19 protein-coding genes are annotated in these 20,960 nt (G+C 65.6%); 9 read left to right on the forward strand and 10 right to left on the reverse strand.

Annotation, left to right across the window (positions count from 1 at the left end; genetic code table 11):
- Positions 1–162 precede the first annotated feature (162 nt).
- Together ASD82_RS14950 and ykgO are read left to right on the forward strand one after the other, a co-directional pair.
- The gene (locus tag ASD82_RS14950; protein WP_056718598.1) at positions 163–1,074 is read left to right on the forward strand and encodes a LysR substrate-binding domain-containing protein; all 912 of its coding nucleotides are present in this window, start codon (positions 163–165) and stop codon (positions 1,072–1,074) included.
- A gap of 61 nt (positions 1,075–1,135) precedes the next feature.
- Entirely contained in the window at positions 1,136–1,261 is a 126-nt protein-coding gene (gene ykgO / locus ASD82_RS17460; RefSeq protein WP_007508267.1) for a type B 50S ribosomal protein L36, read from the forward strand.
- Between the two features lie 106 nt (positions 1,262–1,367).
- Here ykgO and greA read toward each other — a convergent pair whose 3' ends face one another.
- Genes greA through carA form a run of 3 tightly spaced genes read right to left on the reverse strand, consistent with a single transcriptional unit; the run spans position 1,368 to position 6,197 of the window.
- Positions 1,368–1,844, reverse strand: a complete 477-nt coding sequence (greA, locus tag ASD82_RS14955; protein ID WP_056718599.1) for a transcription elongation factor GreA — start codon at positions 1,842–1,844, stop codon at positions 1,368–1,370.
- A complete protein-coding gene (carB, locus tag ASD82_RS14960; protein ID WP_056718600.1) occupies positions 1,841–5,068 on the reverse strand; it encodes a carbamoyl-phosphate synthase large subunit in 3,228 nt (1,075 codons plus the stop codon). The genes greA and carB overlap by 4 nt, the downstream gene beginning before the upstream one ends.
- Positions 5,061–6,197, reverse strand: a complete 1,137-nt coding sequence (gene carA, locus ASD82_RS14965) for a glutamine-hydrolyzing carbamoyl-phosphate synthase small subunit (protein WP_056718601.1) — start codon at positions 6,195–6,197, stop codon at positions 5,061–5,063. The genes carB and carA overlap by 8 nt, the downstream gene beginning before the upstream one ends.
- A 214-nt stretch (positions 6,198–6,411) precedes the next feature.
- Here carA and ASD82_RS14970 point away from each other — a divergent pair, with 214 nt between their 5' ends.
- From ASD82_RS14970 to ASD82_RS14985, 4 genes are read left to right on the forward strand one after another with little or no spacing between them, the layout of a single operon-like run.
- Positions 6,412–7,107, forward strand: coding sequence for a 2OG-Fe(II) oxygenase (locus tag ASD82_RS14970; RefSeq protein ID WP_056718602.1), 696 nt, complete (start codon positions 6,412–6,414; stop codon positions 7,105–7,107).
- A gap of 12 nt (positions 7,108–7,119) precedes the next feature.
- Positions 7,120–7,872 carry a prolipoprotein diacylglyceryl transferase family protein gene (locus tag ASD82_RS14975; RefSeq protein WP_056718603.1) on the forward strand — a complete coding sequence of 251 codons (753 nt, stop codon included), beginning with the start codon at positions 7,120–7,122 and terminating at the stop codon, positions 7,870–7,872.
- Positions 7,857–9,296, forward strand: a complete 1,440-nt coding sequence (locus tag ASD82_RS14980) for a radical SAM protein (protein WP_056718604.1) — start codon at positions 7,857–7,859, stop codon at positions 9,294–9,296. The genes ASD82_RS14975 and ASD82_RS14980 overlap by 16 nt, the downstream gene beginning before the upstream one ends.
- Positions 9,289–9,642, forward strand: coding sequence for a hypothetical protein (locus ASD82_RS14985; protein WP_157598914.1), 354 nt, complete (start codon positions 9,289–9,291; stop codon positions 9,640–9,642). The genes ASD82_RS14980 and ASD82_RS14985 overlap by 8 nt, the downstream gene beginning before the upstream one ends.
- A gap of 33 nt (positions 9,643–9,675) precedes the next feature.
- Here the strand turns inward: ASD82_RS14985 and dapB are convergent, their stop codons facing one another.
- The 5 genes from dapB to hrcA form a co-directional block, all read right to left on the reverse strand.
- Positions 9,676–10,476, reverse strand: coding sequence for a 4-hydroxy-tetrahydrodipicolinate reductase (dapB, locus tag ASD82_RS14990; protein ID WP_056718606.1), 801 nt, complete (start codon positions 10,474–10,476; stop codon positions 9,676–9,678).
- 55 nt (positions 10,477–10,531) lie between these two features.
- Entirely contained in the window at positions 10,532–11,659 is a 1,128-nt protein-coding gene (gene dnaJ / locus ASD82_RS14995; protein WP_056718607.1) for a molecular chaperone DnaJ, read from the reverse strand.
- A 114-nt stretch (positions 11,660–11,773) separates the two neighbouring features.
- The gene (gene dnaK / locus ASD82_RS15000) at positions 11,774–13,693 is read right to left on the reverse strand and encodes a molecular chaperone DnaK (protein ID WP_056718608.1); all 1,920 of its coding nucleotides are present in this window, start codon (positions 13,691–13,693) and stop codon (positions 11,774–11,776) included.
- 155 nt (positions 13,694–13,848) lie between these two features.
- Positions 13,849–14,382 (reverse strand): nucleotide exchange factor GrpE, encoded by a 534-nt coding sequence (gene grpE / locus ASD82_RS15005; RefSeq protein ID WP_056718609.1) that lies wholly within the window; start codon positions 14,380–14,382, stop codon positions 13,849–13,851.
- 81 nt (positions 14,383–14,463) lie between these two features.
- Positions 14,464–15,528, reverse strand: a complete 1,065-nt coding sequence (hrcA, locus tag ASD82_RS15010) for a heat-inducible transcriptional repressor HrcA (RefSeq protein WP_056718610.1) — start codon at positions 15,526–15,528, stop codon at positions 14,464–14,466.
- Positions 15,529–15,652: 124 nt separating this feature from the next.
- Here hrcA and recN point away from each other — a divergent pair, with 124 nt between their 5' ends.
- Positions 15,653–17,326 carry a DNA repair protein RecN gene (gene recN / locus ASD82_RS15015; protein WP_056718611.1) on the forward strand — a complete coding sequence of 558 codons (1,674 nt, stop codon included), beginning with the start codon at positions 15,653–15,655 and terminating at the stop codon, positions 17,324–17,326.
- Between the two features lie 24 nt (positions 17,327–17,350).
- Here the strand turns inward: recN and ASD82_RS15020 are convergent, their stop codons facing one another.
- Positions 17,351–17,986 (reverse strand): response regulator transcription factor, encoded by a 636-nt coding sequence (locus ASD82_RS15020; RefSeq protein WP_007805399.1) that lies wholly within the window; start codon positions 17,984–17,986, stop codon positions 17,351–17,353.
- 95 nt (positions 17,987–18,081) lie between these two features.
- Between ASD82_RS15020 and ASD82_RS15025 the strand changes: the two genes are divergently transcribed.
- Entirely contained in the window at positions 18,082–19,680 is a 1,599-nt protein-coding gene (locus ASD82_RS15025) for an MASE1 domain-containing protein (RefSeq protein WP_056718612.1), read from the forward strand.
- Positions 19,681–19,979: 299 nt separating this feature from the next.
- Here ASD82_RS15025 and fur read toward each other — a convergent pair whose 3' ends face one another.
- On the reverse strand, positions 19,980–20,402 hold the full coding sequence (fur, locus tag ASD82_RS15030; RefSeq protein WP_056718613.1) for a ferric iron uptake transcriptional regulator: 423 nt from the start codon (positions 20,400–20,402) through the stop codon (positions 19,980–19,982).
- 75 nt (positions 20,403–20,477) lie between these two features.
- Here fur and bamE point away from each other — a divergent pair, with 75 nt between their 5' ends.
- Positions 20,478–20,936: an outer membrane protein assembly factor BamE gene (gene bamE / locus ASD82_RS15035; RefSeq protein ID WP_056718614.1), complete on the forward strand. Its 459-nt coding sequence runs from the start codon at positions 20,478–20,480 to the stop codon at positions 20,934–20,936.
- Positions 20,937–20,960: the final 24 nt, after the last annotated feature.

Raw genomic sequence — 20,960 nt, forward strand, 5'->3', positions numbered from 1 at the left:
GGTTCAGGGGGGGAGTTGAACCAGACGTCGTATTTAGCGTCGCTGCGGGGCGAGGGTCACCGCCACCGGGGGGAGGGGAGGTGGCGGGACGTCGTCATTTTATGATCGCCTCAATAAAGTATCTAATATATATTTGGCGCATCATTAATTCGATATCGCTATATGTTCGATCTTCGCCAGTTGCGCTATTTCGTCGCCGTCGCCGAGGAGCTGAGCTTCACCCGGGCGGCCTTGCGCCTGCACCTGTCCCAACCGCCGCTATCCCAGCAGATCCGCGCCCTCGAGGAGGACCTCGATGTGCGCCTGCTCGAGCGCAACAAGCGCCATGTGGCCCTGACCGAGCCGGGCCGCGTGTTCCTCGAACAGGCTCGACAGATTCTCGCCAAGGCCGATGAGGCACGCAGCCAGGTCACCGCCGCTGCGGCCGGCTACAGCGGCCAGTTGCGACTGGCCTATAGCGTGTCTGTCTCGTTCCATCCCGCCCTCCCCCAGACCCTGCTCCGTTACGGCCAGATCGCCCCCAAGGTCGCGCTGCAGTTGAGCGAGATGTATACCGAACCGCAATTTGCCGCCCTGCTCGCCGGCCAGATCGACGTCGGCTTCGTGCGGGATGAACCGACCAACCCCCAGACGGCACGCAGCCTGCGGCTGAACGTGATCGACCGTGAACCGCTCCTGCTGGCGCTCCCCACCGGCCATCCGCTGGCCGGGCGCAGCAGCCTGCATCTGGCCGAAGTCGCCGGCGATGCGTTCGTCTCGCAGCCGCGCCAACTGGTCGCCACGCTCTACGATCGGCTGGTGAAACTGGCCACCCGGGCAGGGTTCCAGCCCACGATCATCCAGCACGCCCAGCAGGTCAACGGCTTGCTGGCGTTGGTAGCCGGCGGCTTGGGGCTGGCCCTGGTCCCGGCCAGCATGCGGGCCGTGCGGCTGGCGGGCGTCAGTTATGTGCCGCTGGAAGACGCCGATGCCTACCTGTTGCTGGCCCTGGCTTCGCGCGTCGACGACACTTCGCCCGTGCTGCAGCAGTTCCTGGCCACGGTCACGGAAATGGTCATTGCCCCGGGCTTGTGACAAGGCTTTCAACTGGTTACAATTGCCAGCTTACTTTATTCTTTTGTGTCAGGAGCTGGCCGTGAAGGTGCTTAACTCTTTGAAGTCCGCCAAGGCGCGGCATCGCGACTGCAAGGTTGTTCGCCGTCGCGGCAAGGTGTTCGTGATCTGCAAGAGCAACCCCCGTTTCAAGGCTCGTCAGCGCTGAGTCATCGCGCAAGGCGACACGAAGAAGGCCGCGCAAGCGGCCTTTTTTGTGTCTGCAAACTGCGTGGCGGCTTCGGCAGATCGTGTCCACCGAGGCCGCCCGCCGGCTATTCGTATCGCACGCCGGTGATTTCGTAATGCTTGACGCCGTTCGGCGCGGTGAATTCGAAGCTGTCGCCTTCATGCTTGCCGATCAATGCCCGCGCGATCGGCGATGACACGGCAATCAGGCTCTGCTTGATGTCGGCCTCCAGGTCACCCACGATCTGGTAGGTCACCGCCACGCCGCTGTCTTCGTCCTCGAGATCCACGATCGCGCCGAAGACGACCCGCTTGCCCGGGTTCAACTTCGCCACGTCGATCACTTCGGCGTTCGACAACAGGGCTTCCAGCTGGGCGATGCGCCCCTCGGTGAAGCTCTGCAGCTCGCGCGCCGCGTGATACTCGGCGTTTTCCTTCAGATCGCCATGCGCGCGGGCCTCGGCAATCGCCGCGATGATGCGCGGGCGATCGACCGACTTCAGCCGGTCAAGTTCGCCACGCAGACGTTCCGAACCGCTCTTGGTGATGGGGGGACGACTCATGCGCCGAGCTCCTTGTGCAGTTCCTGCAGGCTGTGCACCTCGCCATCGCTGTGGAAATCAAGCGAATGGACCAGCGCACGGGCGCCTGCCACGGTCGTGGAATAGGTGACGCGATGCTGCAGGGCCTCGCGCCGGATCGAGAACGAGTCGGCGATCGCCTGCTTGCCCTCGGTGGTGTTGACGATGTACGCGATCTCGCCGTTCTTGATCAGGTCGACGATGTGCGGCCGCCCTTCGAGCACCTTGTTGACCCGTTCGCAGGCCACGCCATGCTCGGCCAGGTAGCTGGCCGTACCCGACGTCGCCACCAGGGTGAAACCGCGCCCGATGATTTCCTTCGCCACGGTCAGCAGGCGATCTTTGTCGCTGTCGCGCACCGACAGGAACGCCTTGCCCACGGTAAGCGTCCGGATTCCCGCCGCCTCATGGCCACGGGCGAACGCGGCACCGAAGCTGCGCCCCACGCCCATGACCTCGCCGGTGGAGCGCATCTCCGGACCCAGGATCGGATCCACGTTCTGGAATTTCAGGAACGGGAAGATCGCCTCCTTCACCGAGTAGTACGATGGAATCACCTCGCGCGTGGCGCCGAGGCTCACCAGCGAACGACCCGCCATCACCCGCGCGGCGACCTTGGCCAGCGGCACGCCGGTGGCCTTGGACACGAAGGGCACGGTGCGCGAGGCACGCGGGTTCACTTCCAGGATGTAGACCGTGTCGCCCTGGATCGCGAACTGGGTGTTCATCAGGCCGATGACCTTGAGCTCCTTCGCCATCGCGCTGACCTGGCGGCGCATTTCGTCCTGGATCTCGGTACTCAGCGAGTACGGCGGCAGCGAGCAGGACGAGTCGCCCGAATGCACGCCGGCCTCCTCGATATGCTCCATGATGCCGCCGATCAGCACGGTGCCCTCGGCGTCCGCGATCACGTCCACGTCGACTTCCACCGCATGGTCGAGGAAGCGGTCCAGCAGCACCGGCGAATCGTTCGACACCTTCACCGCGTCGCGGATGTAGCGCGACAGGTCGGCGTCGTCGTGCACCACTTCCATGGCGCGACCGCCGAGCACGTAACTGGGACGCACCACCAGCGGATAGCCGATCTCGCGGGCCAGCGCCAACGCTTCGTCGGCGTTGCGGGCGGTGCGGTTCGGCGGCTGCTTCAGGCCGATCTTCTCGATCATCTGCTGGAAGCGCTCGCGATCCTCGGCCAGGTCGATCGAATCCGGGCTGGTACCGATGATCGGCACGCCAGCGGCTTCCAGCGCCCGCGCCAGTTTCAGCGGGGTCTGCCCACCGTACTGCACGATCACGCCCTTCGGCTTCTCGACATGGACGATTTCCAGCACGTCTTCCAGCGTCAGCGGCTCGAAGTACAACCGGTCAGACGTGTCGTAGTCGGTCGAGACGGTTTCCGGGTTGCAGTTGACCATGATGGTTTCATAGCCGTCCTCGCGCAGCGCCAGCGAGGCATGCACGCAGCAGTAGTCGAACTCGATGCCCTGCCCGATCCGGTTCGGGCCGCCGCCCAGCACGATGATCTTGTCGCGGCTGGTCGGCTCGGCTTCGCATTCTTCCTCGTAGGTCGAATACATGTACGCGGTGCTGGTGGCGAACTCGGCCGCGCAGGAATCCACCCGCTTGTAGACCGGTCGCACGCCCAGCGTATGGCGCAGGTGGCGCACCGCGGCTTCGTCGGTGTTCAGCAGTTCGGCGATGCGCGCATCGGCAAAGCCCAGCCGCTTGAGCTCGCGCAGACGCGGCTCATCGAGCGCGGTGATGCCCTGTGCAATGACTTCGGCTTCGGTCAGCACGATGTCCTCGAACGCGGCGAGGAACCACGGGTCGACCCGGCTGAGGTTGAATACCTCCTCCAGCGACAGGCCGGCACGGAACGCGTCGGCCAGATGGAATACGCGGTCGGGGCGCGGCTCGCGCAGCTCGCGCTTGAGCACGGCCAGGCCGTCCTCGGTGCCGATGTCGAGGCCGGTCGGGTTGAGGCCGGTCTTGCCGATCTCCAGTCCGCGCAAGGCCTTCTGCAGCGATTCGTGGAAGCTGCGGCCGATCGCCATCACCTCGCCCACCGACTTCATCTGGGTGGTCAGGCGCGCGTCGGCGGCCGGGAATTTCTCGAAGGCGAAACGCGGGATCTTGGTGACGACGTAGTCGATCGATGGCTCGAACGAGGCCGGGGTCAGGCCGCCGGTGATGTCGTTCTTCAACTCGTCCAGGGTGTAGCCGACGGCGAGCTTCGCGGCGACCTTGGCGATCGGAAAGCCGGTGGCTTTCGACGCCAGCGCGGACGATCGCGACACCCGCGGGTTCATCTCGATGACCACCACGCGGCCGTCCTCGGCATTGATGCCGAACTGCACGTTGGAACCGCCGGTGTCCACGCCGATCTTGCGCAGCACGGCGATCGAGGCGTCGCGCAGGCGCTGGTATTCCTTGTCAGTGAGCGTCTGCGCCGGCGCCACGGTGATCGAGTCGCCGGTGTGCACGCCCATCGGGTCCAGGTTCTCGATCGAGCAGACGATGATGCAGTTGTCCGCGGTGTCGCGGACCACTTCCATCTCGAATTCCTTCCAGCCCAGCACGGACTCCTCGACCAGCACTTCGCTGGTCGGCGAAAGCTCCAGGCCGCGCTTGACGATTTCCTCGAATTCCTCGCGGTTGTAGGCGATGCCGCCGCCGGAGCCGCCCAACGTGAAACTGGGCCGGATCACGGTGGGGAAACCGACCTTGGCCTGGGTTTCCAGCGCCTGCTCGAAGGTGCGCGCGATCTCGGCCTTCGGGCACTCCAGCCCGATCTCCGCCATCGCCACGCGGAACAGCTCGCGGTCCTCGGCCATGCGGATCGCTTCGCGCTTCGCACCAATCAGTTCGACGTTGTACTTCTCCAGCACGCCGTTGTCGGCCAGGTCGAGCGCGCAGTTCAGGCCGGTCTGGCCACCCATCGTGGGCAGCACCGCATCCGGGCGCTCCTTGGCGATGATGCGCTCCACCGTCTGCCAGTTGATCGGCTCGATGTAGACCGCGTCGGCGGTTTCCGGGTCGGTCATGATCGTGGCGGGATTGGAGTTCACCAGGATCACCCGGTAGCCCTCTTCCTTCAGCGCCTTGCATGCCTGCGCGCCGGAATAGTCGAACTCGCAGGCCTGGCCGATCACGATCGGACCGGCACCGATGATGAGGACGCTCTTGATATCGGTGCGCTTAGGCATGCGTGCGGGCCTCCTGCATCAGGGTGGCGAAACGTTGGAACAGATAGCCGACATCGAGCGGCCCGGGACTCGCTTCGGGATGACCCTGGAAGCAGAACGCGGGACGGTCGGTCAGCGCGAAACCCTGCAGCGAACCGTCGAACAGCGAGGTATGGGTGACCCGCACATTGGCCGGCAGCGTGGCCGGATCGACCGCGAAACCGTGGTTCTGCGAGGTGATCAGCACGCGGCCGTCGTCGTGATCCTTGACCGGATGGTTGGCACCGTGGTGCCCGAACTTCATCTTCACCGTCCTGCCGCCCAGCGCCAGGCCCATCAGCTGATGACCGAGGCAGATGCCGAACAGCGGGATCTTCGCATCGAGGAAGGCGCGGGTTGCCACGATGGCGTAATCGCAGGCCGCCGGATCGCCGGGGCCGTTGGACAGGAACACGCCATCGGGCTTCATCGCCAGCACCTCGGCGGCAGGCGTCTGCGCCGGCACCACGGTGACCTCGCAGCCCTGCTCGGCGAGCAGGCGCAGGATGTTGAGCTTGCTGCCAAAGTCGTAAGCGACCACCTTGAAGCGCGCCGCTGGCTGGTTGAACGCAGCGCGATCGAGGTCGTACACACCCTGATTCCAGACATACGCCTTGGCGGTGCTGACCACCTTGGCCAGATCCATGCCGTTCAGGCCGGGGAATGCGCGCGCCCTGGCCAGCGCCGCATCGGCGTCAACCTGCTCGCCCGCCATGATGCAACCGGCCAGCGCGCCCTTGTCGCGCAGAATGCGGGTCAGCCGGCGGGTATCGATGCCGGCGATGGCGACCGTGCCATGGCGCTTCAGGTAATCGGGCAGGCTTTCGGTGCTGCGCCAGCTGCTGGCCCGGCGCGGCACGTCGCGCACGATCAGGCCGGCGGCGTGCACCGCGGTAGATTCCACGTCTTCGGCATTGATGCCGGTATTGCCGATGTGGGGATAGGTCAGCGTGACGATCTGGCGGGAGTACGAGGGATCGGTGAGGATCTCCTGGTAACCGGTCATGGCGGTGTTGAAAACCACTTCGCCAACGGTTTCGCCGGTTGCTCCGACAGCGTGACCATGGAACACGCTGCCGTCTTCGAGGGCCAGCAGGGCAGGAATAGGCATACGATAACCGCCTTTTTGATGCAGCAAAGTCCGCAAGCCGCACGATTGCTGGCTTGTGGAGCTTGTGAGGGAAAGGATCTGGGCGGGTGGAAATGATAAGTGGCGACGCCGTTTCTGTCCACCTCGCAGGACAGGCATTGCGCTCATGCCCGGAGCTTTCCAGTCAGTCGGCCAGCGCTACACTAGGCCACATTTTGCCGGAGAACGATGTCCCATGAGTGCTGCCGTCCTGCTCGATCCCGCTCGTCTCGATCGCCCGGATACCACGGTGCAGCACGATCCCTTCCCGTTCATGGTGGCGCACGGCCAGTTGCCGGACGAAGTGCGCAGCGACCTGGACCGCGATTTCCCCAAGTACGCCAGCGCCGGCTTTTTCCCTTACGACCCGGCCGACTGCGGACCGAGCGTCAACGCCCTGATCCGGGACATGACCGCACCGGACTTCGCCAGCGCCATCGGCCGGCGCCTGGGCATCGATGATCTCGGGCGTTATCCCACGCTGGTCACCTTGTGCCGGCTGCTCAACAAGCGCCACGGCACCATCCATACCGACAGCCGGTCCAAGATCGCCACCGCGCTGATCTACCTCAACCCCCAGTGGCCCGACACCAGCGAGGGCTGCCTGCGCTTCCTGCATCGCATCGATGACATCGACAGCGTGATCGCTCCGGAGCTGACGCCGCTCTATGGCGAGTTCGCCGTCTTCAAGCGCTGCGACAACTCCTTCCACGGGCACCTGCCCTATGAAGGCGAACGACGCGTGATCCAGGTCGCGTGGCTGACCAGCGAGGAGGAGAAACTGCGCAAGACCAGGCGTGGCAAGTTCTCGCGCACCTTCAAGAAGATCTTCGGCAGCCTGGACAGGAAGCTCGGCGCGGGCCGGGATCGCAACGCGTCGCATCGCGACTGAGTTCGCCCTGCCATGTCGCCCGTCGCGCTGCACACGATGTTCGAGGCACTGGCTTACGCGATCGGCTTTCGCACCTTCCTGTGGACGCGGCGTCGACTGGCACCCACGGCATTCCGGCATGAGGACCACCTGGTCTGGGTGGCGGTGGGTGCGATCGTCGGCGCCGCGCTGGGCGCCAAGCTGTCGTTCTGGCTGGACGACCCGCTGACCGCGTTCGCCGACTTCCCCGACTTGCACCACCTGCTGGAAGGCAAATCGATCATCGGCGCCCTGCTCGGCGGCCTTGTCGGCGCGGAGCTGGCCAAGAACATCGCTGGAGTCGACAACTCCACCGGTGACGCCTTCGTGCTGCCGCTGACCCTGGGCATGTGCATCGGCCGGGTCGGCTGCTTCCTGGCCGGCCTCGGCGACCGCACGTATGGCGTACCGACGGCGCTGCCGTGGGGCGTGGACTTCGGTGATGGCCTGCCACGCCATCCCACCCAGCTCTACGAGATCGCCTTCCTGCTGGCCCAGTACGTACTGCTGCACTGGCGTCGTGCGGCTCTGACCCGGCCGGGCGACCGCTTCCGCGCGTTCATGGTCGGCTACCTGCTGTTCCGCCTGCTGGTCGAGTTCATAAAGCCGGTGTTCTACACCTATCCCGGGGGGCTGTCCGGGCTGCAATGGCTGTGCGTGGCTGGGCTGGTTTACTACGCCCGCGACATTCCACGTATCCTGCGGGCGTTGTTCGCCAGGGGAAGCGGTGCATGGGAGCCAAGGTAAGGCCATATCTGTTCTACGACAGCGCGGTGTCGATCTGCACGACCTGCCTGCGCCGGGTCGAGGCGAAGATCCTGATCAAGGATGAACGCGTCTACCTGGAAAAATGGTGTCCGCACCACGGCCGCGAGCGTGTGCTGATCGCCGACGACGCGGCGTACTACCGCCAGTGCCGCGAGCTGTACATCAAGCCGCCGGAGCTGCCGCAGCGCTTCAATATGCCGCAACACTACGGCTGTCCGTACGACTGCGGCCTGTGCCCGGAGCACATGCAGCATTCCTGCCTGACCCTGGTCGAGATCACCGACCACTGCAACCTGCGCTGCCCGATCTGCTACGCCGACAGCGGCCCGCACCGCCCCGGCTTCCGCGATCTGGCCACGGTGGAACGCATGCTCGACGCGGTGGTGGCCAACGAGGGCGAGCCCGACGTGGTGCAGATATCCGGCGGCGAACCGACCCTGCATCCGGATTTCTTCGCGATCCTTGATGCCGCCAGGGCGCGTCCGATCCGGCACCTGATGGTCAACACCAACGGCCTGCGCATCGCGAAGGAGCCGGAGTTCGCCGCACGGCTGGTCGAGTACCAGCCCGGCTTCGAGCTGTACCTGCAGTTCGATTCCCTGCGCGACGAGGTGCACAAGGACTTGCGCGGCGCGAAGCTGCGCGACGTGCGACTGAAGGCGCTGGAGCACCTGAACCGGCACGACATCTCCACCACGCTTGTCGTCACCGTGAAGAAGGGCCTCAACGATGGCGAGCTGGGCGAGATCATCGACTTCGCACTGACCCAGCCGTGCGTGCGCGGCGTGACGTTCCAGCCGATCCAGGCCGCCGGCCGTCTGGAAGGCTACGATCCCGAACACAACCGGCTGACCCTGAGCGAAGTGCGCCGGCGCATCCTCGAACAAAGTCCGCTGTTCCAGCCCGACGACCTGATTCCGGTGCCATGCAACCCGGACTGCCTGGCGATGGCCTATGCACTGAAGATGGGTGGCCAGGTCGTGCCGCTGACCCGCTTCGTCTCGCCGGAAACCCTGGTCAGCAAGGGCCGCAACACGATCGTGGTGGAGCGTGACGAGGAACTGCGCGCCCACGTGTTCGAGCTGTTCGCCACCAACCATTCACCCGAATCGCAGGCCTGCTCGCTGGCCGACCTGCTGTGCTGCCTGCCGCAGGTGCAGGCGCCGTCCGACCTCGGCTACCGCAACGTGTTCCGCGTGCTGATCATGCAGTTCATCGACGCCCACGGCTTCGACCTGCGCGCGGTGAAGAAATCCTGCGTGCACATCGCCCAGCCCGACGGGAAGATCATTCCGTTCGATACCTTCAACCTGTTCTATCGCGACGACAAGGCTGCCACGTTGACGAAGTTGCGCCGCGAGATCGAACAGGGCCGCGCCATCGAGGAAACACCCCATGAGTGAGATGCGTCTGGAACCGCCGACCTCCGCGCCATCACCGCCCCCACCCATGCCCCACGAACCGTACACTTCCGGCGGCTCGCTGGCGGCCGGGGTCGGCCTGGCGTGGCTGGTCATGATCGTTGGCGAAGTGCTGTTGATGACGCTGATACTGATGACTGACAGCCTCGGCGCGATCCTGGGCGGCTTCCTGCTTCCGCCGCTGGCTATCGTCGTGTGGGGGGTCGTCCTGCTCAACGGCAGCAAGCCACGCACCGGCAAGGGCATGCTGCTAGGCCTGCTGTCGATCGTCGCCGTCGCGTTTCTGCTGGTCGCCGCCTGCTTCGGCCTGATCAACGCCTATCACTGAGCTGTCACCAGCCGATCCGGCCGTCGACACGACTCACCGCTGCGTCGCGATGACATCCTCGAGCTGCCAATGCCCGGCGCTACGGCCGACCAGCCAGTGCGCCGCCTGCAAGGCACCGCGCGCGAAGATCGAACGATCGGTGGCACGGTGAACCAGTTCCAGCCGCTCGCCCTGCCCGATCAGCATCGCGGAATGTTCGCCGACGATGTCGCCGCCGCGCACCACGGCGAAGCCGATGCTGCCCTCGCCCCGTGCACCGGTCTGGCCCTCGCGGCTGTACACCGCCGTCGCCTCCAGCGTGGTCCGGCGGGCAGCGGCGGCGGCGTGGCCGAGCGCCAGGGCGGTGCCCGACGGAGCATCCTGCTTGCGGCCATGATGTGCTTCGACGATCTCCAGGTCCCACTCCGGCAACGCGGCAGCGGCTTCGCGCAGCAGTCGCGTCAGCACCGCCACGCCCAGGCTGAAATTGGCCGCGCGCAGGAGGGCGATGTGCTGGCCGGCATCGGCGAGGCGCGCTTCCAGCGCGGCGTCGAGGCCGGTCGTGCCGCTGACCAGCGCGATTCCGCGCGTCAGGCAGTGCTCGAGCGCCGATGACAGGGCCGCCGGGCTGCTGAAGTCGATGACCGCATCGATCGCCGGCGCCTGCGCCCAGTCGTGCGCATGGCGCAGGACGCTGTCGGTGAGCGGCGCCACCAGCTGGCCATCGTGCGAAGAACCCGGGGCTACCACTGCGTGGACGAGCGCGAAGCGGGGATCCTTGCCGACAAGATCCAGCAAGGCACGACCCATGCGGCCGGAGGCGCCGTTGATGGCAAGACGGACGGGTCGGGTCATCAGCGACGCACTCCAGTGGCTCGATTGTTGGATGCTGGCCCGCGGCCAGCCAGGATCACGCGGTGACTTTCGACCAGAATTTCTTCACGCCGTCGACCCAACCGTTGGCGCGCGGCGTGTGCTTGCTGGCCTCGCTGCCGTCGAAGGTGGCCTCCAGCGATTCCAGCAACTCGCGTTGCTGCTTGGTCAGGCGCACCGGCGTCTCCACCACGACCCGGCAGATCAGGTCGCCATGCCGGCTGCTGCGCACCGACTTGACGCCGCGACCGCGCAGGCGGAATTGCGTTCCGGTCTGGGTTTCCGACGGGATGCTGATCGGCACCTCGCCATCCAGGGTCGGCACGGGAAGTTCGGCGCCCAGGGCCGCCTGCGAGAAGCGGATCGGCAGCTCGCAATAAAGGTCGTTGCCCTCGCGCTGGAAAATCGCGTGTTCGCGCACCTGCACTTCCACGTACAGATCGCCGGCCGGCGTGCCGGACGGGCCGGCCTCGCCCTGCCCGGTCAGGCGGATGCGATCGCCGTTGTCGACGCCCTCGGGAATCTGCACCGATAGCGTGCGGGTTTCCTCGATGCGGCCTTCGCCGTGGCATTTCCTGCACGGATTCTCGATGGTCTGGCCGCTGCCGCTGCAATGCGGGCAGGCCTGCTGGATCGAGAAGATGCCGTTCTGCATGCGCACCTGGCCGTGGCCGTGGCAGGTCTTGCACTTGCTGACCTTGCCATCTTCCGAGCCGCTGCCGTTGCAGTGGTGGCAGTTGACCTGGCTGGGTATCTCGATTTGCCGGCTGACGCCGAACACGGCCTCTTCCAGGTCCAGTTCCATGATGTAGCGCAGGTCGGCACCGCGACGCGGACGCCCGCGCCCGCCGCCGGCACGACCGAAAATGTCGCCGAAGATGTCGCCGAAGATGTCGCCCACGTCGCCGAAACCCGCGCCGCCTCGGCCGCCCATGCCATGCTCGAACGCGGCATGACCGTGCTGGTCGTACATTGCGCGTTTCTGGGTGTCGGACAGCACCTCGTAGGCCTCCTTGGCCTCCTTGAACTTGTCCTGCGCCGCGGGATCGTCCGGGCAGCGATCCGGGTGGTATTTCATCGCCAGTCGGCGAAAGGATTTCTTCAGCTCGACTTCGCTGACGCTGCGCTCCACGCCCAGCACTTCGTAGTAATCACGTTTGCTCATTGATGCATCCACACTGCCTGTCGCGCCCCTGTCCCGCATTCAGCAAACAGCCCACGCCCGGAGAATTCCCGGCGCGGGCTGGCCCATCGGCAACGCCGATGACGATGCCGAAGATTACTTGTCGTCTTTCACTTCGGTGAACTCGGCATCCACCACGTCATCGGGCTGGGCCGAACCGCCGCCCGGTGCCGACTGTGCACCGGCGTCAGCCTGGGCGCCACCCTGCGCCGCCGCGTACAGCGCCTGCGCCACCTGTTCCAGCTTCTCGACCTTGGATTCGATCGCCGCCTTGTCGTCGCCGTCCTTGACCTTCTCCAGGTCGGACAACGCACCCTCGATGCTGCTCAGCTGATCAGCCGGCACCTTGTCGCCGTGCTCCTTCAGCGCGCTGCGGGTGGCGTGGACAAGCTGGTCGGCCTTGTTGCGGGTGGCCACCAGTTCATGGAACTTCTTGTCCTCTTCCTTGTTCGCCTCGGCGTCAGCGACCATCCGGGCGATCTCTTCCTCGGACAGACCCGAGCCGGCCTTGATCTCGATCTTCTGTTCCTTGCCGGTCTTCTTGTCCTTGGCCGACACGTGCAGGATGCCGTTCGCGTCGATGTCGAAGGTAACCTCGATCTGCGGCATGCCACGCGGCGCCGGATCGATGCCCTGCAGGTCGAACTTGCCCAGCGACTTGTTCGCGCTGGCACGCTCGCGCTCGCCCTGCAGCACGTGCACGGTCACCGCGGTCTGGTTGTCGTCGGCCGTGGAGAAGGTCTGCGAGGCCTTGGTCGGCACCGTGGTGTTCTTCTCGATCAGCTTGGTCATCACGCCGCCCATCGTCTCGATGCCCAGCGACAGCGGGGTGACGTCGAGCAGCAGCACGTCCTTGACCGAACCACCCAGCACGCCGCCCTGGATCGCCGCGCCCACGGCGACGGCCTCGTCCGGATTGACGTCCTTGCGCGGTTCCTTGCCGAAGAAGTCCTTCACCGCTTCCTGCACCTTGGGCATGCGGGTCTGACCGCCGACCAGGATCACGTCGTCGATGTCGGACACGCGCAGGCCGGCATCATTCAACGCGGTGCGGCACGGCTCGATGGTGCGCTTGACCAGATCCTCGACCAGCGCCTCAAGCTTGGCCCGGGTCAGCTTGATGTTGAGGTGCTTCGGGCCCGAGGCGTCGGCCGTCACGTACGGAAGGTTCACGTCGGTCTGGTGGTTCGAGGACAGCTCGATCTTGGCGCGCTCGGCGGCGTCCTTCAGGCGCTGCAGGGCCAGCGGGTCCTTGCGCAGGTCGATGCCCTGCTCCTTCTGGAATTCCTCGACCAGATAGTCGATGACGCGCATGTCGAAGTCTTCGCCACCGAGGAAGGTGTCGCCGTTGGTGGCCAGCACCTCGAACTGCTTCTCGCCGTCGACTTCGGCGATCTCGATGATCGACACGTCGAAGGTGCCGCCGCCCAGGTCGTACACCGCGATCTTGCGATCGCCGCCCTTCTTGTCGAGGCCGTAAGCCAATGCGGCCGCGGTCGGCTCGTTGATGATGCGCTTGACGTCGAGGCCGGCGATCTTGCCGGCGTCCTTGGTCGCCTGGCGCTGGCTGTCGTTGAAGTACGCCGGAACGGTGATCACCGCCTCGGTGATCGTCTCGCCGAGATAGTCCTCGGCGGTCTTCTTCATCTTCATCAGCACCTTGGCAGCGATCTCCTGCGGCGCCATCTTCTTGCCGTCGGAGGTCTGCACCCACGCGTCACCGTTGTCGTGCGCCACGATGCCGTAGGGCACGATGTGCAGGTCCTTTTGCACTTCGGCGTCGGTGAACTTGCGGCCGATCAGGCGCTTCACCGCGTAGAAGGTGTTCTTCGGGTTGGTCACGCCCTGGCGCTTGGCCGAGGCGCCCACCAGCACTTCGCCGTCCTTGTTGAAGGCGACGATGGACGGCGTGGTGCGATCGCCTTCCGAGTTCTCGATGACCTTGGTCGTCGTGCCGTCCATCACGGACACGCAGGAGTTGGTGGTGCCCAGGTCGATGCCGATGATCTTGCCCATGTTCAATCTCTCCAGATTTTCTTTGCGGCCCCCGCGGCCGCGATGGTTTTCAGATGGGGGTCTGCTCTGGCGATTCAATGCCGGCAATGCCCCGAAGACGTGTTCCAGCGTTCCCGCCGGCGCGCCATTCAGGCGGGCGCCAGCGTGGTGACCATTCAGTCCCTGGCCACCGCCACCAGGGCGGGACGCAACAAGCGGTCATTCAGCACGTAACCCTTCTGCAGCACACTGACCACCGTGCCCGGCGCCTGGCCGGCAGCGTCGACCATGCTCACCGCGTGGTGCCGTTCCGGGTCGAGCGGCTGACCCAGCGGATCGACCTGCGACATGCCATGGTTCTCGGCGACCTTCAGCAGGGCCTTCAGGGTCAGGCCAAGGCCTTCGCGCATCGAGGCGACGTCGGCCGCCTCGACTGCCAGGCCACTCTCCAGTCCGTCGTACACCGGCAGCAACTCGCCGAGCAGTTTCTCGTTGGCGAAACGGCGAGCCTGCTCCAGGTCGCGGTGCAGCCGGCGACGCTGGTTGTCGAGCTCGGCGTGCTCGCGCAAGACGGTCTCGCGCAGCTCGGCATTGCTGGCCTCCAGCTCGGCCACACGCGCCTGCAGGGCCTCCAGCTCGGGATTGGCCGCGTCGGCGGAATAGTCCTCGGCTGGCGTGTCGCCCGACGAATGCGGATCGTTGTTCTGCATGTTCACTCCAAACGGTTGTCATGGCCGGCACGAATGCCGACCGCCCATGATTCTTGCGAGAAACCCCGTCTCCCGCAGCGGTTATAGGGTCGTGGCCGCCCGATTCAAGGCGTCGCTGAGCAATCCGGCAGTGGCCTGCACCACCGGGATCACCCGCTCGTAGGCCATCCGGGTCGGCCCGATGACGCCCACCGCGCCCAGCACCCGACCCTGCGCGCCATAGCTGGCGGTCACCACGCTGCAACCATCGAGCGCGGTAAAGCCCGATTCCTCGCCGATGAACAGGCGCATCCCGGGGGCCCGGGCGCAGACTTCCATCAGCTGCAGCAGTTCGTTCTTTTGCTGGAATGCCTCGAACAGCTCGCGCATGCGCTGCATGTCGGCCAGCTCGGCATAACCCATCAGATTGGTCTGGCCACTGACCAGCATGTCCGGCCCGGTCGGACCGTCGGGGCCGAACGAGGCGGTGGCCAGCTCGACCGTACTGGCCAGCAACCGGTTCAATTCGCTGCCGGCCTTGCGCACCTCGGCCAGCAGGTGGGCACGGATGTCGTGGATCCGGAAACCGGCAAAGTGGCTGTTGAGGTAATTGGCGGCGCGCTCGAGCTCGCTGGCATCCAGCGGCTTGGCCAGTTGCACGATGCGGTTCTGCACCTGGTTGTCGCTGAATACCAGGATCACCAGCACCCGCGCGTCTGGCAACGACACGAAATCGATATGCCGCAGCGGGAAATCGGCCTGGCGCGGCACGGTGACCACACCGGCAAACCGGGTCATCGCCGACAGCAAGGTGGAAACATTGCCCAGCAGATCGCGCGTGGTGGTCGGTCCCGGCGGCAATTCGCGCTGCAGGCGGGCCATCTCGGCCTGGGGCAGCGGCTGAAGTTCGATCAGGCTGTCGACGAACAGGCGCAGCCCGCGCGGCGTCGGCACCCGTCCTGCCGAGGTGTGCGGCGAAGCGACCAGGCCGGCGTCTTCCAGATCCGCCATGATGTTGCGGATGGTGGCGGCACTGACATCCAGGCCGGACGAACGCGACAGCGTGCGCGAGCCGACCGGCTCGCCGTCGATCAGGTATTGCGCAATCAGCGTGCGCAACAGGTTGCGCGCGCGTGCATCGAGGTCGTGGCCGTGCCGGTTCGTCATGCTGAGTGTTGCAGTCCGTGAGACCACACAGAAATAAGGTCTGCGCGCGCGCCTTGCAAGTGAAACGTATCCAGCAGCTCGGCGGCTCCCGCTACAATCCCGTCACTCCCCGATCAAGCCAGCCATGCTTACTTCGCTCTACGTCCGCCATTTTGCCGTTGTGGAAGCCGCCGAAGTGTCCTTCGGCCCCGGCCTGACCGTGGTCAGCGGCGAAACCGGTGCCGGCAAGTCATTGCTGGTCGATGCCCTGATGCTGCTGGCCGGGGCCCGCGCCGACAGCGGCATGGTCCGCGCCGGCAGCGACCGCGCCGAACTGGCTGCCGAGTTCGACCTCACTGATCTGGCCGAGGCGCGGGCGTGGCTGTCCCGCGAAGAACTGGACGAGGATGGTGGCTGCCAATTGCGCCGGGTGATCCGTGCCGAGGGCAGTTCCAGGGCCTGGATCAACGGCCGCCCGGCCAACGCGCGCCAGCTCGGCGAACTGGCCGCCCTGCTGGTCGAGATCCATGGCCAGCACGAGCATCAGGCACTGCTGTCCCGTCCCCATCAGCTGGCCCTGCTCGACGCCTATGCCGGCCATGACGACCTGCTGGTGCAGGTGCGCGAAAGCGCCATGCAGTGGCGCGAGCTCGCGGCGCGCATGCGCAAGCTCAGCGGCGGCGACGACCGGGACCAGCGCCTCGAACTGCTTCGCCACGAAATCGAATCGCTCGAAAAATGGTCCCTGCCGGCCGCCGAACTGGCCGAGCTGGAATCGAGCCACAAGCGGCTGGCCAATGCCGGACGGCTGGCTGAAGGCAGCATCAGCGTGCTGGAGCTGCTCGATGGCGACAGCGAATTCGCGCTGCGCCGCGCGCTGGGCCGCACCCACGCGGAACTGTCCAGGCTTGCCGCACTCGACGACAAGCTCGCTCCCTTGCTCGATCTGCTGGACAACGCCGGCATCCAGTTGGCCGAGGCGGCCGATGGTCTGGGACGATACGCGCAGGACGTCGATCTCGATCCGGAACGCTTCAGCGAAGTGGACAACCACCTGGCCCGGCTGCACGAACTGTCGCGGCGGCACCGGCTGCCGGCTGCGGAATTGCATGACAAGCTGGCCGCCCTGCGCGCCGAACACGATGAACTGGAAGGCGCCGGCGATGCGCTTGAAGCGCTGGCCACGCAAAGCCGTCGGCTGGAGCTGGCTCATGCCGACGCCGCCGCCAGGCTGAGCGAGTCCCGCTCGCTGGCTGCCAGTCGGCTCGGTGATGAAGTCAGCGCCCTGATGAACGAACTGGGCATGGCCGGCGGCCAGTTGCAGGTCGAACTGGAACCCGCTGCCGCCGTCGAGCCCGACCCGCAGGGCCGCGAACGCTGCGAGTTCCTGGTCAGTGCCAATCCCGGTCAACCACCGCGCGCACTGCGCAAGGTCGCCTCCGGTGGCGAACTGGCCCGCATCAGCCTGGCCATCGAAGTCGCCACGCTGGGCAAGGACACGGTCGGCAGCATGATCTTCGACGAGGTCGATACCGGCATCGGTGGGGCGATCGCCGAGGTGGTCGGGCAGAAACTCCGGGCGTTGGGCGCGCAGCGACAGGTTCTGTGTGTCACCCATCTGCCGCAGGTTGCCGCGCAGGGGCACGCCCATCTGCGGGTCAGCAAGCACAGCGATGACGACTCCACCCGCACCCGTATCGAGAAGCTCGATGCCGCCGGCCGCCGCGACGAGCTGGCGCGCATGCTGGGTGGTCTGGAGATCACCCGGGAAACCAGGGCCCACGCCAGGCAGATGCTGGACCGCGCACAGACGGACTGAGCTGATGCCGGCGTGAGTGACCCGTCAGCCCGCCGGTGACAGCAACCCTCGTTCGCTGGCCATGCGGTAGAGATCGAGTTCCGACCCCGCCCCCAGCTTGCCCATCAGGCTGGCCCGGTGGATGTAGACGGTCTTCTGGCCGATGCCCAGCTCCGCCGCCACCTGCTTCGGGGTCAGCCCGCCAGCCAGCAGCAGGAACACTTCGCGCTCCCGGGTGGTGAGCCGGTTGACCGGGTCCAGCGCCTCATTCGGCCGCTCCGCCCGACGCTGGCGCAGGTCCGAGCTCAGGAAGCACTCGCCCTGCATCACCGCGCGCAGGCCCGCCACCAGTTCTTCGGGAGCGACACCCTTGGTGACGTAACCACTGGCGCCGCGACGAAGCGCTTCGGACACGTAGGGCTCGCCGTCATGCATGCTCAGCACCACGATGCGGGCCTGCGGATGCACGCTGCGAAGATGCTCGATCAGCGGCAGGCCGCTGCCATCCGGCAGGGACAGGTCCAGGGCCACCAGATCGGGACGCCAGTGCCCCACGGCTTCGACGGCATCGTCGGCGCTGCGGCATTCGGCCACCACATCGAGATCGGACTCCATCTCGATCAGCCGCTTGAAGCCCTCGCGAACGATGGCATGGTCATCAACCAGAACAATGCTGTACATCCGCCTACTTTACACAGAGCGGCAGCCCTTCTGTACATCCGCTGTCGGTCGCTCCCCCTGAACACCCGCACGGGGCGCGCATGTAACATTCGTCCATGCGATCGAAACTCCTGCATCTGCCCGACTCCGGGCCCATCATCGCCGCGGGCTATCTGCTGCTCTGGCTGCTGCTGTGGTCGACCGTCCAGCCCTACTGGATGCTGCCTTACGGCCTGCGTTTCGGCACCCTGCTGCTGACCCCGGTGCGCTATTGGGGCTGGCTGCTGGGCGCCGAGCTGGCGGCGACCACCGGTATCGCACTCGCCCATGGCATGCCGCTGGGCTGGCTGGGTTTCGCCATCGGCGAGGTGCCGGAGCCGCTGGTGATGGCCGGCGGCCTGTGGCTGCTGCGTCGGTTCAACCTGCATGCCAGCCTGCAAAGCCCGCAGGAGGTGACCCGGCTGATGCTGTCGGTGGTTCTGGTCGTTTCCGCGACGACCGCCGTCGACGCCGCCCTGCTGGCGATGGTCAGCACCCCGAGCTCCCCCGAATTGCTGGCCCGCATGCTTGGCGAGGAGTTGCTCAGCCAGTATCTGGGCATCCTCCTGATCGTGCCGTTGATGATCATGGTCCTGCGCACGCGAATCGAGCAGCGCGCCCTGGCCAGCCTGGTCATGGATGGCCTGCTGGTCATGCTGCCGTCGATGACCATCCTGCTGGTGCTGTCGGAACAGGCTGCGCCGCAACCACAGTTCGCCCGGGTGCTTTCGCTGGCGCCGGTACTGTTCTTCGCTTTCCGTCACGGCTGGCGAGGGGCCAGCCTGGCCATGCTGACCACCAGCCTGGGCATGACCCTGGTGGATCAGCACCTGGGCCACGCGCCCACGACGGCCGCGGCCTACCTGTTCCTGGCCGTGGCAGGCACCGGCGCACTGATGCTCGGTTCGGCCACGGACGCCCTGCGCCGCAGCAGCGCGCGGGTGGCCGAGCAGAACGTCTACCTTGGCGCCGTCAACCGCCGCCTCGACCAGCTGGCCCACCAATTGCGGGACGCCGCGCGCGGCAACCTGCAGGCCGACGAAAACCAGCGCCGCCATCTGGCCGCCGAACTGCACGACGAGCTCGGCCAGAACATCACCGCGATCCAGACCCACGTGAAGCTGGCCCAGGCACGCCTGCATCAGGCCGGCATGGAGGACATCAGCACCTCGATCAACACCATTCTGGCGCACATGCGGCGGGCCCTGCATCGGCTGCTCGACGACCTGCGCCCGGCCGTGCTGGACGAGTTCGGGTTGCTGCGCGCGCTCGACGAGGGACCGATTCGCGACCTGCTGAATGCCGCCGGGATGACGTATCACACCCAGTTGCATGGCGACCCGCGCCTGCTGGACGACGATACTCGCACCGCCATTTACCGGCTGGTGCAGGAGAGCGCCACCAACGCCGTCAAGCACGCCCGGGCCAGCGAATTCCGCCTGCGCCTGCGCATCGGCGAACGCCAAGGCATCGCCGTGGCCCTGCTGGACGTCCGTGATGACGGCGCGGGCCTGCCCAGCCGACTGCCGCGTGGCGGTCGTGGATTGCAAGGCATGCGTGACCGAGTCACCTCGCTGGGTGGGCAGTTCCGGCTGCGTCCCGCCGCGACCGGGGTCCACCTCCGCATCTTGCTGCGAAGCAGCACATGCGCGATGGAAGAGCAGCGAGTGACCTAGGAATTTTTCTGATACCGCAAACGTGAAGCTCTCGTTACGATCAATCCATCGATGTGGGGGAGCCGTCATCGCAAGATGACGGATCAGGGCAGCCGTGGGGACGGCGGCTCTGAAAAAACGGCAGGATGCCGTTTCGCCGCTACTTGGCGAGAGTCACGAGGCAACAGCGAGCCATTCGCTTGCCGATCGACAGGTAGAGGAGCAGCCGCGGGCGGACAGGAGTCCTCCTCGCGGCTTTTTTATGCCTGCCGTTTGCCCTTTCGGGGGAATGGCGCCGGCGGTGGGCACCGTGCAACTGCTCAGCCTTTGCGGGGACGATGCTTGGGCCTTACATAGAGGACCAGGTTGTGATCCTCGATCACGTAGCCGTGCTTGGCCGCAATTTCATGCTGGAGACGTTCGATCTCCTCGCTGACGAACTCGATGACCTTTCCGCTGTCCACATCAATCATGTGATCGTGGTGCTTTCCGCGGTCAAGTTCGTAGACCGCCTGGCCACCTTCAAAATTGTGCTTGACGATGATGCCGGCCGCCTCGAACTGGGTCAGCACCCGGTAAACGGTGGCCAGTCCGATGTCTTCCTGGTGGGCAAGCAGTTTCTTGTAGACGTCCTCGGCACTGAGATGCTGCACGCCTTCTTCGTCGAAAATCTGCAGGATGCGCATGCGCGGATGCGTGACCTTGAGGCCCACCCTGCGCAGCTCTCTGGTTTCCTGTTCCATGCCCCACCCTCGCACACGGCCTTTTCGAGCCGGTAGTGTATCATCCGACACCTTCACGATCCGGACGCAACACGCATGCAAAAGCTGATTACCCTGCTGGTTTTCACCATGCTGGCGCTCTCTGTCGCCGGCTGCCACATCGTCTACAAGCCCGACGTGCAGCAAGGCAATCTGCTGGACAAGAAAACAGTGGAGCAGCTCAAGCCCGGAATGACCAAGCATCAGGTGCTGGTGCTGATGGGAACACCGTCGGTGAACAGTCCGTTCGACCAGAGCCGCTGGGACTACGTTTCGACGTTTTCGCATCGTGGTTCCCCGATGAAGGTGCGCACGTTCACTCTGACCTTCAACAACGACACCCTGGTGCGTACCGAAGGCGACTTCTTTGCGCAAGACGCCCAGCAGCTGGTCAAGGACAGCAAGAAATACAACGCCGGCTATCCGGCCAACGAAACCGAAGGTGACAAGAACACCTCGCCGGATGACAAGAAGGACAACGGCGGTTTCGGACAGGGCAGCAACGACGGCCACTGATCAATCGACGGCCTGGCTGCACAT

The sequence above is a fragment of the Rhodanobacter sp. Root179 genome, from assembly GCF_001428465.1.
Taxonomy (GTDB): domain Bacteria; phylum Pseudomonadota; class Gammaproteobacteria; order Xanthomonadales; family Rhodanobacteraceae; genus Rhodanobacter.

Bases quoted from the DNA above. Each gene is read 5' to 3' on its own strand.
- dnaJ (WP_056718607.1), bottom strand. From the start codon at position 11,659: ATGAGCAAACGTGATTACTACGAAGTGCTGGGCGTGGAGCGCAGCGTC.
- ASD82_RS14950 (WP_056718598.1), top strand. From the start codon at position 163: ATGTTCGATCTTCGCCAGTTGCGCTATTTCGTCGCCGTCGCCGAGGAG.
- bamE (WP_056718614.1), top strand. From the start codon at position 20,478: ATGCAAAAGCTGATTACCCTGCTGGTTTTCACCATGCTGGCGCTCTCT.
- fur (WP_056718613.1), bottom strand. From the start codon at position 20,402: ATGGAACAGGAAACCAGAGAGCTGCGCAGGGTGGGCCTCAAGGTCACG.
- carA (WP_056718601.1), bottom strand. From the start codon at position 6,197: ATGCCTATTCCTGCCCTGCTGGCCCTCGAAGACGGCAGCGTGTTCCAT.
- hrcA (WP_056718610.1), bottom strand. From the start codon at position 15,528: ATGACGAACCGGCACGGCCACGACCTCGATGCACGCGCGCGCAACCTG.
- dapB (WP_056718606.1), bottom strand. From the start codon at position 10,476: ATGACCCGACCCGTCCGTCTTGCCATCAACGGCGCCTCCGGCCGCATG.
- ASD82_RS15025 (WP_056718612.1), top strand. From the start codon at position 18,082: ATGCGATCGAAACTCCTGCATCTGCCCGACTCCGGGCCCATCATCGCC.
- recN (WP_056718611.1), top strand. From the start codon at position 15,653: ATGCTTACTTCGCTCTACGTCCGCCATTTTGCCGTTGTGGAAGCCGCC.
- ASD82_RS14980 (WP_056718604.1), top strand. From the start codon at position 7,857: ATGGGAGCCAAGGTAAGGCCATATCTGTTCTACGACAGCGCGGTGTCG.
- dnaK (WP_056718608.1), bottom strand. From the start codon at position 13,693: ATGGGCAAGATCATCGGCATCGACCTGGGCACCACCAACTCCTGCGTG.
- carB (WP_056718600.1), bottom strand. From the start codon at position 5,068: ATGCCTAAGCGCACCGATATCAAGAGCGTCCTCATCATCGGTGCCGGT.
- ASD82_RS15020 (WP_007805399.1), bottom strand. From the start codon at position 17,986: ATGTACAGCATTGTTCTGGTTGATGACCATGCCATCGTTCGCGAGGGC.
- grpE (WP_056718609.1), bottom strand. From the start codon at position 14,382: ATGCAGAACAACGATCCGCATTCGTCGGGCGACACGCCAGCCGAGGAC.
- greA (WP_056718599.1), bottom strand. From the start codon at position 1,844: ATGAGTCGTCCCCCCATCACCAAGAGCGGTTCGGAACGTCTGCGTGGC.
- ASD82_RS14975 (WP_056718603.1), top strand. From the start codon at position 7,120: ATGTCGCCCGTCGCGCTGCACACGATGTTCGAGGCACTGGCTTACGCG.
- ASD82_RS14985 (WP_157598914.1), top strand. From the start codon at position 9,289: ATGAGTGAGATGCGTCTGGAACCGCCGACCTCCGCGCCATCACCGCCC.
- ASD82_RS14970 (WP_056718602.1), top strand. From the start codon at position 6,412: ATGAGTGCTGCCGTCCTGCTCGATCCCGCTCGTCTCGATCGCCCGGAT.